Raw genomic sequence first — 13,711 nt, forward strand, 5'->3', positions numbered from 1 at the left:
GAGGCGGCCGGGATCGCCGCTAAGTGACTTGAATCGATGCTCGCCCCGCACCTTTACCCTCTCCCCGCCGAAACGGGGAGAGGGGTTGCCACCTACTTTTTCTTCGCCAGCAGCGCCTTCGCTTCCTTGATGCCGAGCGCCGCCGGCCGCTCGCATGTCGTCTGCATGGCGACGAACTTGCCGCTTTCGCCGGAGCGCAGGACGCCGGTCATGACATCGACGGCATGCAGCGCAAGCTCCATCGAGCAGCGGTGCGGCCGCCCTTCGCCGATCGCGATCGCCATGTCGGCAAGACCTGCCGTGCGGTAGTTGGCCATCATGCCTTGGCTGTGCATCTCATTGGGCACGCCGAACGGATGATCCCACTTGGGAAGCTTCTTCACCGGCTTGGTCGCATCGGTGAAGCGGACTTCGCCGCCGAAGAAATTCGGGTCCGGCACAAAGACGGTGCCCGCCTCGCCGTAGAGCTCCATCGGCGCATGGCCGTGGCTCCACACGTCCCACGAGGTGTTGAGTGTCACCACCGCGCCATTCGCGAATTCCAGCAGCGCATGGATGGTGGTCGGCGTGTTGACCGGGATTTTTTCGCCCGCGCGCGGTTTGGAGCTGATGGTGCGCTCCTTGGCCGGCGTCGCCGCGAAAGCCGCGACCTGCTTCACCGGCCCGATCAGCTGGATCAGGTTGGTGACATAGTACGGGCCGATGTCGAGCACCGGACCGGCGCCCGGCTGGAAGAAGAAGTCGGGATTGGGGTGCCAGTGTTCCATGCCATGGCCCATCACATGGCAGGTGCCGCTGGTGATCTTGCCAAGCTTGCCGCTGTCGATCAGATCGCGGGCCAGCTGATGCGCGCCGCCGAAAAACGTGTCGGGAGCCGAGCCGATGCGAAGCCCCTTCTTCTCCGCCCGCTTCTTGAGATCCAGTCCTTCCTTGACCGACAGCACGAAGGGCTTTTCCGAATAGACGTGCTTGCCAGCGTCGAGCACCGCCTTCGACACGTCATAGTGCACGGCCGGAATGGTGAGATTAACGACGATATCGATGTCGTCATCTTTGAGAAGGTCGTTGACCGTCTCGGCGCGAAGCTTGAACTCCTTCGCCCGCATCTTCGCCGCGTCCATGTTGATGTCCGCGCAGGCGCGCATCTCGATGCCGCGGAAGAGCGGCGCCAGCGAGAAATACGCCTTCGAGATGTTGCCGCAGCCGACGACGCCTACGCCAAGTTTGTTTGCCATGATGGTATGTCCTAGTAATTCTTGACGGATTGGATCGAGCGACGGGCGAAGCGCTCGATGTCGTTGGGGTTGTCCTGCTCCATGACGAAGTACTTCGTCGCGCTTTTCGCGCGCAACGCCTTGATCAGGCCGGCCCAGTCGGTGGTGCCGTGGCCGACATCCGACCAGCCGTCCTCGTCCAGCCCCTCCCCCGGCTTCGCCATATCCTTGACGTGGACGGCACTGATGCGCTTGCCGTGCTTTTCGATCCAGGGCAGCGGATCGGCGCCGCCGCGCACCACCCAGGCGACGTCCATCTCCCAGCCGATGTCGGGCGCGGCGGACAGGATGTGCTCCTGCGGCAGCGAGCCGTCGACGAGCGGCTTGAACTCGAAATCATGGTTGTGCCAGGCAAAGCCGTAGCCGGCCTTCTTCGCGGTGTCGCCCACCTTGGCAAGCCGCTCGCCGAAGCCGCGCCAGCCGGCGCCATCGCCCGGCCGCGCATCGGGCATGAGGTAGGGGCAGATGAGCAGCGAGATGCCGAGCACATCGGCAATCCTGCGCACGCCGTCGAAATCCTTCTCCAGCGCATCGATCGAGAAATGCCCGGTCGGCATGGCGAGCCCGTTCTTGTCGAGCTCGGCGCGGAAAGCCTTGGGATCGTCATAGACGCCGCCGAAACCTTCGACTTCTTTGTAGCCCAGTTCGCCGAGCATTTTCAGCACGCCGTCCCATGGCTGGAAGTTGCGGGCACTGTAAAGTTGGAATGACCAGTTCATCTGTCTGTCCGTTCTGTTTGATGGTTCCGGGAGGTTGTGGTCTGGGAGGTTAAAGGCGACTGTCGGTCTCGGCGTCGAACAGCGAGGCGCGCGCCGGATCGAAGCCGATGCGGATCGCGTCGCCGCTGCGCAGCGTCTTGTCGGCTTCGACGCGGAAGGAGAGGATCTGGCCGCCGAGCTTCGTCCACACCAGCGTGTCGGAGCCCATCGGATCGACAATCTCGACAGTTGACTCGGCGGTGAACGGCATGGCCCTCGCCGCTTCGCCAAAAGCGATATGCTCCGGTCGGATGCCGAACACGCAGGGCTTGGCGGCGCGCCCGCCTTCGTTGTCGAACTGATAACGGCCGAGCGGCACCGAAACACCGTCGGCCTTGAACACCGGCGCGTCGCTTGCTTCCAGGTGCCCCTTGATAAAATTCATCGCCGGCGAGCCGAGGAAGCCGGCGACGAAGCGGTTGACCGGGCGATTGTAGATCGTCTGGGGCGCATCGAGCTGCTGGATGACGCCGCCCTTCATCACCGCGATACGGTCGGCCAGCGTCATCGCCTCGATCTGGTCGTGGGTGACGTAGATCATCGTGTTCTGCAGCCTGCGGTGCAAAAGCTTGATCTCGACGCGCAATTCCGACCGCAGCTTGGCGTCGAGGTTGGAGAGCGGCTCGTCGAACAGGAAGACGTCGACGTCGCGCACCAGTGCCCGCCCGATCGCCACGCGCTGCCGCTGGCCTCCGGAAAGCGCCGACGGCTTCCTCTGCAACAGCGGCTCGATCTGCAGGATCTCCGCCGCGCGCGCGATGCGTTTGGCGATCTCGTCCTTGGGCACGCCGGCGACGCGCAGGCCGAAGGAGAGGTTCTTCTCCACCGTCATCTGCGGGTAGAGGGCGTAGGACTGGAACACCATGCCGATGCCGCGATCCTTCGGCTCCTCCCAGGTGACATTCTTGCCCTTGATGAAGATGCGGCCCTCGGAGATGTCGAGCAGGCCGGCGATGCAGTTGAGCAAGGTCGACTTGCCGCAGCCGGATGGCCCGAGCAGCACGATGAACTCGCCCTCGGCTACGTCGAGATTGAGCGTCTTCAGCACCGACATGACGCCGAAATTCAGCGACAGGTCCTGGATCGAAACGCTGGGATTGGCGATCGCTGCTGCCATCATCATCCTTTCACCGCGCCGGCGGCGATGCCGCGCACGAAGAGCTTGCCGGAAACGAAGTAGACGATGAGCGGCACAAGGCCGGTCAGGATGGTTGCGGCCATGTTGACGTTGTACTCCTTCACGCCCTGTACCGAGTTGACGATGTTGTTGAGCTGCACCGTCATCGGATAGGTGTCGGGGCGGGTGTAGACGACGCCGAACAGGAAGTCGTTCCAGATGCCTGTCACCTGCAGGATGATGGCGACGACGAAGATCGGCAGCGACATCGGCAGCATGATGCGTAGATAGATGCCCCAGAAACCGGCGCCGTCGACGCGCGCGGCGCGGAACAGTTCCTCCGGCATGGACGTGAAATAGTTGCGGAACAGGAGCGTCAGGATTGGCATGCCGAAGATCGAATGCACGATCACCAAGCCGGTCAGCGTGCCGTAGATGCCGATCTCGCGCAGGATGATGACGATCGGGTAGATCATCACCTGATAGGGAATGAAGGCGCCGACGATCAGGATGATGAAGAAGGTGTCGGCGCCCTTGAAGCGCCAGTTGGCCAAGGCATAGCCGTTGACCGACGCGATCGCGATCGACAGCAGAACCGACGGCACGGTGATGCGCACCGAGTTCCAGAAGCCGCGCGACAGCCCGTCGCAATTGAGCCCGGTGCAGGCCTGCGACCACGCCTTGACCCACGGCTCGAAGGTGATCTCCAGCGGCGGCGAGAAGATGTTGCCGAGGCGGATTTCCGGCATGCCCTTCAGCGATGTGACGATCATCACGTAGAGCGGCAGCAGGTAATAGAGCGCCACGACGATCAGCGTGCCGTAGAGGAAGATGTTGCGGCGCGAGAGCGCGTGCCGCGGCTTCGTTCCGCTCGGCCCCGATGCATCGCGCGACGAGGCTTCGCGCCGAAGAGCGTCACTGGACATGGAGGCAGCAGCTTCAGCCATGCTTCTTGCCTCCGAATTCGAGGTAGGCCCATGGCACGATGACGATCACCACCGAGAGCAGCATCATGGTCGAGGCGGCAAAACCCTGGCCGAGATTCTGGGCGAAAAACATGTAGTCGTAGACGTATTTCGCCGGCACTTCGGAAGCGATGCCCGGACCGCCGCTGGTCTGCGCCACCACAAGGTCGTAGACCTTGACGATGCCGGCGGCGATGATCACCAAGGTGGTGATAAAGACCGGCCGCATCATCGGGATGATGATGAAGAGATAGGTCTTCCACATCGGTATGCCGTCAACCCGTGCGGCCTTCCAGATGTCCTCGTCGATGCCGCGCAGGCCGGCGAGCATCAGGCACATGATCAGTCCCGTGCCTTGCCAGAGCGCCGCGATCGAAATGCCGTAGATGACGATGCTGGAATTGTAGAGCGGATCGAAGCTGAAGCTCGTCCAGCCGAGGTCGCGCACGACGCGCTGGATGCCGAAATCGGGATTGAGCAGCCACTGCCAGACCAGCCCGGTGACGATGAAAGAAAGTGCGAAAGGATAGAGGAAGATCGTGCGAAACGTGTCCTCGAAGCGGATCTTCTGATCGAGCAATGCCGCGAGGATGAAGCCGATCACCAGCGAGAACAACAGCGAGATCACGCCGTAGATCAAAAGGTTCTCGATCGACACCAGCCAGCGCGGCGTCGCCCATAGCCGGTAATATTGGTCGAGGCCGACGAAGTTCAGCCGCGGCAAGAGCTTCGAATTAGTGAAGGAATAGAGCACCGTCCAGGCCGTGCCGCCGACGAAGACGACCAGCGCGGTCAGGATCATCGGGATCGATGCGACCTTGGCGTTGAGGTTGCGTAAAAGCTGGTTGGGGCGTTCGCTGTTGCTCATCTCGGCAGCCGGGCTGGGACAATGAGGACATCACGCTCCCGACCCCGGATAGGCGGGGGCCGGGAGCTGGCGGGGGCGCCGTTGATCAGTCGGCCGACGCGATGATGTCGGCGAAGCGCTTCTGCGCCTCTTCAAGCGTCATGTCGGGCTTGGCGAAGAATTCGGAGAACAGATCCTCCTTCTGCTTCTGGCTGTCCTGCGACAAGAGCTGGTCGGTCCACGGGATCACCGCGCCTTTGGCGAGGATGGCGAGGCCCTTCTTCATGCAGTCGTTCGCCGTGTTGAGGTCGACGTCGCCGCGCACCGGAAGCGAGCCCTTCTTGAGATTGAAGGCGACCTGGGTCTTCGGGTCGAGCAGCGTCTCGGCCAGAACTTCCTGAGCCTTGGCCTTGCCGGCATCCTTGAGCAGCGGGAAGTAGAACGCGTCGCCGCCGGTGGCGATGACCTCGTTCAGGCCGAGGCCGGGCAGGCAGGTGTAGTCCTTGCCGGCGGTCTTGCCGGCGACCTGGAACTCGCCCTGCGCCCAGTCGCCCATGATCTGGCCGCCGGCCTTGCCGGTGATGACCAGATTGGTCGCCTGGTTCCAGTCCTGCACATTGGTGTTCTTGGCCATCTTACGGGCGTCGTCGGCGGCCTTGAACACCTTGGCGATTTCGGGACCGCCTGCGAATTTGGCGTCCTTGTCCCTGTAGACCTTGAGGAAGGCGTCGGTGCCGCCGACGGCGGCAAGCAGCACGTCGAAGGCGCCGGACGCCTGCCAGGGCTGCCCGCCGACGGCGAGCGGGATGATGCCGGCTTTTTCCAGCGCCGGCGCAGCCGACACGAATTCATTCCAGTCCTTCGGCATCGGCACGCCGGCCTTCTGGAAGGCTTCGTTCGACAACCACAGCCACTGCCAGGAATGGATGTTGACCGGCACGCAATAGATCTTGCCGCCGATGGTGCACGAGTCGAGCAGGCTCTTCGGCCGCACGATTTCCGTCCACTTTTCCTTGGTGGCGAGATCGGTGAGGTCGCGCATCAGCCCGGCCTGGACGAGTTCCTCCGCCTGCCGGCCGTGGTTGAACTGGGTGGCGCCCATCGGGTCGCCGCCGGTGATGCGGCTGATCATAATCGGCCGCGCTGTGCCGCCGGAACCGGCGATGGCGCCGTCGACCCAGTGATTGCCGGTCGCGTCGAACGCCTTGGCAAGTTCGGCCACCGCCGCCGCCTCGCCGCCCGAAGTCCACCAATGGGTGACTTCGAGATCGGTCGCGGCCGCCGGTCCGGCGAAGTTCAGCGCGGCCGTCGCAGCGAACGCGGCGGTCAGGAATTTGTATCGCATTTCGGTTCCTCCCAGAATCTGAAACGTTACAGATTTTCGATACGGCAAATGGCCCTTATAGGCAACCCCTCGAATGTAAACGGCATGGGATTTCTTCGGGCACGAACAAAATCCTCTCCAAAAGGCCTGTCGGAGAGTCGATGGTGCGGCCAATCGATGCAAAAAGAAGAGGTAAATCGAGATTTGTTTATGATTCCAGTGGCTTTCAGTCCACCCCTCCAGCGCTGACCGCAACGAGTGCGACCTGCCCATTGATCACGGGCGTTGGCAATCTGTAACGTTTCAGTGTATTGCACCGTGTCACGGGCTGAAGGCCGCGCAAATGCGATGGGCGCGATTGCCGGCCGGCCTCGCGGCTGCTATGCGCCTGACGGGCGGGACGAATGGACAGACGAGCAAACGAGAAGGACGACGACACGTCGGCTAAGGAACGGCCGACGCTGAAGACGCTTGCCTTCATGACCGGGCTCGGCGTCACCACCGTCTCGCGCGCGCTGAAGGACGCGCCGGAGATCGGCGCCGAGACCAGGCGACGCGTGCAGCTCGTCGCCAAGCAGATCGGCTATCGCCCGAACCGCGCCGGCGTGAGGCTGAGGACGGGCAAGACCAACGTCATCAGCTTGGTGCTCAACACCGAGCACGAGCTGATGAGCTTCGTCTCGGACATCATCTACGGCGTCACCGAGGTGATCGCCGACACGCCCTATCACCTGATCGTCACGCCCTATTCGCGCTCGCAGGACCCGCTGGATCCGGTCCGCTATCTGGTGGAGACGGGCTCCGCCGACGGCGTCATCATTTCACGCACGCAGCCCAACGACCCGCGCGCCCGCTTTATGCTGGAACGCGGCATCCCATTTGCCACGCATGGCCGCACTGACATGGGGCTGGTGCATCCCTATCACGACTTCGACAACTATGCTTTCGCCGGCGAGGCGGTCCGCCATCTCGCCGGCATGGGCCGGCGCCGGCTGGCTCTGGTGACGCCGCCGGTCGGCCTCACCTATTACGACCACACGGTGAACGGTTTTGCCGATGCGCTGAGCGAAGTCGGCGCCAGCGAGGTGCCGTTCAACACCGTCTCCATCGACCACACGATCGAGCAGATCAGGATGCGAACTGCGCAGCTCATGCGCCGCGAGAGCCGTCCGGACGGCATCGTCAGCAGCGCCGCCGCCGCCACGCTCGCCGTTGTTGCAGGCATCGAGGACGCCGGCCTGAAACTCGGCCGCGATGTCGACGTGGTGTCGAAACAGTCCTCGGAACTGCTGCATTTGTTCCGGCGCGAACTGCTGGTCGTGAACGAGAATTTCCGGCTCGCCGGCTCCGAGCTTGCCCGCGCTGTGCTCGGCTGGATCGGCGGCAAGGAACCTGGCTCACTGCAATCGCTGAGCAAACCGAGCGAGGTCCTGCCCTATCGGGGTTGACTGGCGCGACTTGAGAGTCAGGTCAGGCCGAGTCGGCGGCTTCCGAGAACCGGAAGCGTGCTTGAGTAGCACCGGGAGCGCAGGAAGCCGCCTTTGCACCCTGGCATAACCTGCCTCTAGGCGGCGCCGCTTCCCCACGGCCCATGGAACGCCCCCTGCTCGCCGATGCGCTCGAAACCGTGCGCGCCGAAGAAATCGCGCTGCGCCTGGATCAGGTTCGACGTGCCGCGGCCCTGGCGATAGCTGTCGAAATAGGCGAGCGCCGAGGACAGCGCCGGCACCGGTGAGCCGGCCTCGGAGGCTCGCGCCACGATGCGCCTGAGCGACGGATGCGCCTCCTTCATCATGGCGATGAAGGCCGGCGCCATCAGGAGATTGGTCGAGGCGCCGCCTGAGCCGAAGGCCTCCGCCATCGTGTCCAGCATCTGCGAGCGGATGATGCAGCCGGCACGCCATATCTTGGCAATGGTCGGCATCGGCAGGTTCCAGTTGAATTCCTTTGAGGCGCCGCTCATCACAGCAAAACCTTGCGCGTAAGCCGCGATCTTGCCGGCAAACAGCGCCAGCTCGAGATCCTTCAGCAGCGCCGCCTTGTCGCCGGAAATCTTCTCGACGCCGATATCGCCGTAGGCCTTTTCCGCCGCCTGCCGTTCGTCCTTGATCGACGACAGCACGCGCGCCGCGACGGCAGCCTCGATGGCCGTCGCCGGAATGCCGAGCTGCTGCGCTTCGATGACCGACCATTTGCCGGTGCCCTTCTGGCCGGCGCGGTCGAGGATGATGTCGACCACCGGCTTGCCGGTCTTGGGATCGTCGGCTGCGAGAACCTTGGCGGTGATCTCGATGAGGTAGGAGTTGAGCCGACCCTGGTTCCAGCCGTCGAAGACCTTGCCGATCTCCTTCGGCTCCATGCCGAGACCGTCGCGCAGGATGCCGTAGATCTCGGCGATCATCTGCATGTCGGCATATTCGATGCCGTTGTGGATGGTTTTGACGAAATGGCCGGCGCCGTCGGTGCCGAGCCAGGCGGCGCAAGGCTCGTCCTTGAACTTGGCGGAAATCGCCGTCAGCACCCTCTCGACGCGCTTCCAGGAGTCTTCCGTGCCCCCGACCATGATCGACGGCCCGTGGCGCGCGCCCTCCTCGCCGCCCGACACGCCCATGCCGATAAAGGTCAGGCCGGAGCCCGACAGCTCGGAGAAGCGCCGCATCGTGTCGCGGAAATTGGCATTGCCGGCATCGATGACGATGTCGTTGTCGGAGAGCACGCCGCGCAGCGCCGATATCTGCTCGTCGACCGGCTTGCCGGCCAGCACCATGATGATGATCGGCCGAGGCGGCCGGATCGCTGCGGCGAGTTCCTCCAGGCTGTAGCAGGGCACAACCATGTCCCTGAGCGCGCCTGCGCTCTCGACGAAGGCGTCGGTGCGCGAACCGGTGCGGTTGAACACGGCGATGGGGTGCCCATGCTCGGCGATGTTGAGCGCCAGGTTGGAGCCCATCGTGCCAAGGCCGATCAGGCCGATTTCGGCTTTTTCCATCGTTTCTTCCCTGCTTTCGAACTTTTGTTGAAGCCGCGCTTTGGACGGATGATTGACGGGCCTTCGCGACGGCGTCAACCGCCTCGCCGAATTGTGTCGCGGCCCAGGTCAGTCGGCTCTGATATCAATTGGCGCTTCAATCTTCACCATCTCGAAATCGGAAACCAGGATGTCGAGCCGAGCGTTCCAGCGGCCGGGCAGCGGGATGACGAGATCGTCGACGCGCCAGGTGCCGTCGCCGCGTTTCGTCGCCGGCCGTTTGATCGGCTCGATGCCGGAATCCGGCTTCGACAGCACCAGGGTCACCTGCTTGGCATCCATCGGACCGAAATCGCCGGTCATGATCACCATCGAGGCGGCAACCTGGCCGGCATGGCCGGGCGTGATGCTGAGATCGGCCATCGCCTGCAGGGTGTGGATGTGGATCGAGGCCGGCTGCGCTGCGGCGATCGCCAGCGCGCGTGGCGGCGGCGTGAAGCGCCAGCCGGCGGCGACGCCGAAGATGGCAAGCACGATCAGCGTCTCGATGCCGATCGAACGCACCAGCCGCCGCTGCACTTCCGTGTCGCCCGTTTCGGCCGGCGCGGTCAGCGTCCATCGGTTTACGGAGGCAAGGGTGAACAGGAACAAAAGCAGGGCCAGTTTCAGCAGCAGCAGGCGGCCATAGGCGGTGTTGATGAGCGCTGCCGGTTCGCGCACTTGGATGATCGCCAGCAAGATGCCGCTTATCGCAAGCACGGCAACCACGGGCAGGATCGCGCGCGAAAACCGGCGCAAGAAGATTTTGGCCTCCGCCGGCTGATAGCGCAACGCAAGGCCGAGCGGCGCGAGCGCGCCGGTCCAGAAGGCGATGGCTGTGCCATGCAGGAAAACCAGCGGCCGCGTCAGCCATTGCGGCTCGGCGGCGCTGGCGTGGCCGCTTGCCGCAAGCGCCGTGCCCACACCGACGAGCCCGGCGAGCGCAAGCAGCTTGCCAAGAGCGCGCGGTCCGGCGAGGGACAGCAAGGCAAAGCCGAATGCAATCAGGGCGGCAAGCACCGTCCAGCCGAAGCTGGTGGCAAGCGCGGTCTCCCACACGATGGGCGCCGCAAACCGGGCAAGCGGCGCGCCGAACGCGTCCAACCCCTGAAATCCGAGCGAGAACGGGGCGGCTGCCAGTCCGCACAGAAGAGCGCCGATAACGAAACCCTGGCCGCAGCGACAGTCTCCAGCGAGCCAGGCGAGCGCGAAGGCGCCGCCGGCGCCGAGGAACAGCCCGGCATAGAGAAGGAGCTTGCCCATCCAGATTGCTGTGCGCAGCGACAAATCGACGGCTTCGCCCGCTGCCGGCGCAGCACTTGGCGCGCCGACGGAAAACAGCGCCGAGCCGCCGACCGGATGGCCGTCCTCCGAAATCACCCGCCAGCTCAGCACATGCGTGCCGGATTTGAGCGTCTCCGGATTATCGATCTCGACGGTCTGATCGTTGAGCCGGAAGGAGGTCAGCGAAAGTTGCGTGCCGTCCGGCCGCACCAGAGTGAGCACCAGGGGCGAAACCGGCTCGCTGAAGGTCAGCGAAAACCGCGCGGGACTCTGAGACAGCACCGCACCATCGGGCGGATCGGTCGCGACCAACGCGGCATGCGCGAATGCGCGGCCGGGAAGCACCAGCAGCAGCACGAGCACGAAAGCCGCGACCAGGCCGCTGGCGACTGGCCCGATGCGCATGCCCCTCGGGCGGATTGGGAAAGTTGCTGCGTTCATGCGGTCTTTCGAGAAGGGACGGCGCGCCCGAATGGGACGCGCAGTCAAGAGATCATTTCTTCGGCAGCAATTTGATGCCCGGCGCCGGATTTTCCAGCGCATCCTCATCCTGTCCCGCCGCCGGAATCTCGATCCAGCGATCGGCGGCATCGCCGCATTCCTGGACCACCGGGAAATAGAGCATCTGGCCGGCCGGAAGATCGGCGGCGAGCGAAGCACGGAAAATGAACTCGTCATAGAAATCGTCCGGCAGGTTGCCGCCGCTCCAGTCGACTTCCTTGACGCCGGTGGTCAGCGTCTCGCCATAGAGCTGGTAGGATTTCTCGTATCGGCCTTTCTTGGTCTGCAGCGTCCAGCCGGGCTTTGGCATCGGCTTGACCGAAATGACGCCTTCCGGAATCTGCACGCGCACCGCGGTCGTCGCCTTGCCCTCGCAGCCATGCGGCACGCGCAGCACGGCCTTATAGGTCGAGCCGACGGCCGCTTCCTGAGTTTCGAGCGTGATGTGCGCAAGCGCGGCGTTTGTTCCGAGCGCCAGAACCGCGCCCACCGCCAAAAGATACTTCTTCATGAATTGTCCCTCTAATTTCGAAATGATCACTCGGCGTGATCGTCCATGCCGCCCGTCTCGCCCATGCCCTCGACGGCGAACTCGACTTTGACGCTGCCGGCCTTCTCGAAGGTCAGCGTGGCCGGGAATTTCTCGCCCTGCTTGGGCTGTCGCTTCAGGCCGATGAACATCAGGTGATAGCCACCCGGCTTCAGTGCGACCTTGCCGCCGGCCGGGATCACGAGCCCGCCGCTCACCGGCCGCATCGTCATGACGCCGTCCTTGACACTCATCTCATGCAATTCGGCCTTGTCGGAGATGTCGGAGGAAATCGACAGCAGCCGGTCGGGCGAGCCGCCCTTGTTGGTGACGGTGAAATAGCCGCCGGCCACCTTGGCGCCCGGCGGCGTTGCGCGCGACCACGGGTGCCCGACCTCCAGGTCACCGGCCTTGAATTCATGCGCCTGGGCGCCGGGAACGCATGCGAACAGGAGAAGAGCGAACACGGCAAGGCCGAGCCGTTCGAAACCGCGCGGACGAGCTTGCGCTCGCGCGGCGGGAAGAAGATTGGACATGGGTTGCTCCATGAGTATGAGATCGCGCCGTGATCCGGCCGCGAGCAGTCTGATCTTGGATGAATGCGCCCGCGAAAGGTTTCGCGGGTTTTTGTCAGACTGCGGCCGGCGGCGCGCGCGGATTGGCCGGAGAGCGGTCGCGGGCAAAATCGAGATGCCGGAAGGCCAAAGGCGGGAAAGCGACGGCGTCGAACACCAGCACCCTGGCGGGCGCGCCGGTATCCGGCGGCGGCAGATGCGCCGGCGAAACCATGCTACAGCCAGCCAGGCAGCAGGCCGGCATGTGCTGCCGGTGCGGATCGCCGCCCGGAAGCTTGACTGCCCCGTCATGCGTGCAGATGACGTTGCCGAAGGCATCGAGCTTTGAAGGCGCGCCAAAGGCGAAGGCGCCAAGCGCCGACTGAAGCAACAGCAGCAGCGCCGCGACGAACGCGGCCGGCATGCTCCATCGTCTCAGCCGGATATCCAAATGACCTGCCTCTTTCCAGCAATTCGACTGAGCCTAGCATGGGGGCGGCGGCCGGAAAATCGTCAAAACCGGGCTGCGGCAACGCGGCGCGACGCGCCTGATCAGGCGGGCTGCACCTGCCGCCCTTCCGGAATGGAGCTCAACAGCGTCTGGCGCGCCGACTTCAGATGCTTGCGGCAGGCGGCGTCCACCTTGGCGGGATCGCGCGATTTCAGCGCCGCGATATAGGCGAGATGCTCTTGGACCGCGACCTCGTTGCGCTCGCGTTCCTGCGCCTTGTTCCATTGGTAGTGGTAGTGGAAGATCATCGCGATCACATCGTAGAAATCGACGATGAAGCGGTTGTGCGAGGCGCGGTGGATCAGCCGGTGGAAGCGCTCATCGAGCTCGGAGAATTCGTTGAAGCGCGTCGCGATCTCGCTCGCCAGTTGGCGATGTTCGATCTCCAGCCGGTCGAGATCGGCCCAGACCGCGCTTTCCTGCGGCAGCGCGACAAAGGCGGCGGCCGAGCGCAGCTCGAACATCTCGCGGATCTCGGTGAGCTCCAGCGCAAAGGCGCGGGTGAAGCCCTTGAGCACCCAGTGGCTGTTGCGCCGCTTCTCGATCAAACCGAAGCGCGAGAAGCGGATCAGGAATTCGCGCACGCTGGTGGTGCCGACGCCGATCTCGCGCGCCAGCTCGAGCTCGTTGATCTGCATGCCCGCTTCCGCGCCGCCGGCGAGCAGCCGGCGCATGAAGGAGCGCTCGATGATCTCGGCCAGCGAGTCGGTCTCTTCCTCGGGGAAGAAATCTTCCGCCTTCGGTGCCCGCAGCACCGTTTTGTTGCGCTTGTTCCAGGCGATCAGCCCGGTTTCTTCCATGCGCGAAAGAATGCTGCGCACCGTGGTGCGGCTGACGCCGAGCAGCGTTCCGAGCTCGGGCTCGGACGGCAGGCTCCTGGTTTCGTCGAGCAGCCGCAGTCCGCGGTTGAAGGCGTCCTTGTAGACGTTGTTGCTCTTCGACATGCCCCGTATCCCCAACGCTTGCGGCAGCCGGCCGGAAGCGCAATATGATCGGTGTTCCTAGCGCAAGCCTCCGAAATGCGGAACGAATTTCGCCGG

The 13,711-nt window shown here is 63.9% G+C and carries 13 protein-coding genes; 1 reads left to right on the top strand and 12 read right to left on the bottom strand.

The features are described 5' to 3' along the window. Window positions 1-92: 92 nt before the first annotated feature. The 6 genes from CK224_RS24680 to CK224_RS24705 form a co-directional block, all read right to left on the bottom strand. Entirely contained in the window at window positions 93-1,235 is a 1,143-nt protein-coding gene (locus CK224_RS24680) for a Gfo/Idh/MocA family oxidoreductase (RefSeq protein WP_095783546.1), read from the bottom strand. Between the two features lie 11 nt (window positions 1,236-1,246). Next, window positions 1,247-1,993: a sugar phosphate isomerase/epimerase gene (locus tag CK224_RS24685; RefSeq protein WP_095783547.1), complete on the bottom strand. Its 747-nt coding sequence runs from the start codon at window positions 1,991-1,993 to the stop codon at window positions 1,247-1,249. Between the two features lie 49 nt (window positions 1,994-2,042). Then, the gene (locus CK224_RS24690) at window positions 2,043-3,152 is read right to left on the bottom strand and encodes an ABC transporter ATP-binding protein (protein ID WP_176478014.1); all 1,110 of its coding nucleotides are present in this window, start codon (window positions 3,150-3,152) and stop codon (window positions 2,043-2,045) included. Continuing rightward, window positions 3,152-4,075, bottom strand: a complete 924-nt coding sequence (locus tag CK224_RS24695) for a carbohydrate ABC transporter permease (protein ID WP_095783605.1) — start codon at window positions 4,073-4,075, stop codon at window positions 3,152-3,154. Before CK224_RS24695 ends, CK224_RS24690 begins: the two co-directional genes overlap by 1 nt. 13 nt (window positions 4,076-4,088) lie before the next feature. Then, a complete protein-coding gene (locus tag CK224_RS24700) occupies window positions 4,089-4,982 on the bottom strand; it encodes a sugar ABC transporter permease (RefSeq protein ID WP_067004111.1) in 894 nt (297 codons plus the stop codon). Window positions 4,983-5,067: 85 nt separating this feature from the next. Further along, on the bottom strand, window positions 5,068-6,306 hold the full coding sequence (locus CK224_RS24705; protein ID WP_095783548.1) for an ABC transporter substrate-binding protein: 1,239 nt from the start codon (window positions 6,304-6,306) through the stop codon (window positions 5,068-5,070). A 383-nt stretch (window positions 6,307-6,689) separates the two neighbouring features. Between CK224_RS24705 and CK224_RS24710 the strand changes: the two genes are divergently transcribed. Beyond that, window positions 6,690-7,733: a LacI family transcriptional regulator gene (locus CK224_RS24710; protein ID WP_095783549.1), complete on the top strand. Its 1,044-nt coding sequence runs from the start codon at window positions 6,690-6,692 to the stop codon at window positions 7,731-7,733. Between the two features lie 116 nt (window positions 7,734-7,849). Here the strand turns inward: CK224_RS24710 and gndA are convergent, their stop codons facing one another. The 6 genes from gndA to CK224_RS24740 form a co-directional block, all read right to left on the bottom strand. Beyond that, on the bottom strand, window positions 7,850-9,274 hold the full coding sequence (gene gndA, locus CK224_RS24715; protein ID WP_095783550.1) for an NADP-dependent phosphogluconate dehydrogenase: 1,425 nt from the start codon (window positions 9,272-9,274) through the stop codon (window positions 7,850-7,852). Between the two features lie 108 nt (window positions 9,275-9,382). Continuing rightward, window positions 9,383-11,017 carry a copper resistance CopC/CopD family protein gene (locus tag CK224_RS24720; protein ID WP_095783551.1) on the bottom strand — a complete coding sequence of 545 codons (1,635 nt, stop codon included), beginning with the start codon at window positions 11,015-11,017 and terminating at the stop codon, window positions 9,383-9,385. A 52-nt stretch (window positions 11,018-11,069) separates the two neighbouring features. Next, window positions 11,070-11,588 (bottom strand): YcnI family protein, encoded by a 519-nt coding sequence (locus CK224_RS24725; RefSeq protein WP_095783552.1) that lies wholly within the window; start codon window positions 11,586-11,588, stop codon window positions 11,070-11,072. 26 nt (window positions 11,589-11,614) lie between these two features. Next, a complete protein-coding gene (locus tag CK224_RS24730) occupies window positions 11,615-12,142 on the bottom strand; it encodes a copper chaperone PCu(A)C (RefSeq protein ID WP_095783553.1) in 528 nt (175 codons plus the stop codon). A 94-nt stretch (window positions 12,143-12,236) separates the two neighbouring features. Beyond that, window positions 12,237-12,584, bottom strand: a complete 348-nt coding sequence (locus tag CK224_RS24735; protein ID WP_095780098.1) for a hypothetical protein — start codon at window positions 12,582-12,584, stop codon at window positions 12,237-12,239. 128 nt (window positions 12,585-12,712) lie between these two features. Continuing rightward, window positions 12,713-13,615, bottom strand: coding sequence for a GntR family transcriptional regulator (locus CK224_RS24740; protein ID WP_095780099.1), 903 nt, complete (start codon window positions 13,613-13,615; stop codon window positions 12,713-12,715). Window positions 13,616-13,711: the final 96 nt, after the last annotated feature.

Source organism: Mesorhizobium sp. WSM3862, from assembly GCF_002294985.1.
Taxonomy (GTDB): domain Bacteria; phylum Pseudomonadota; class Alphaproteobacteria; order Rhizobiales; family Rhizobiaceae; genus Mesorhizobium.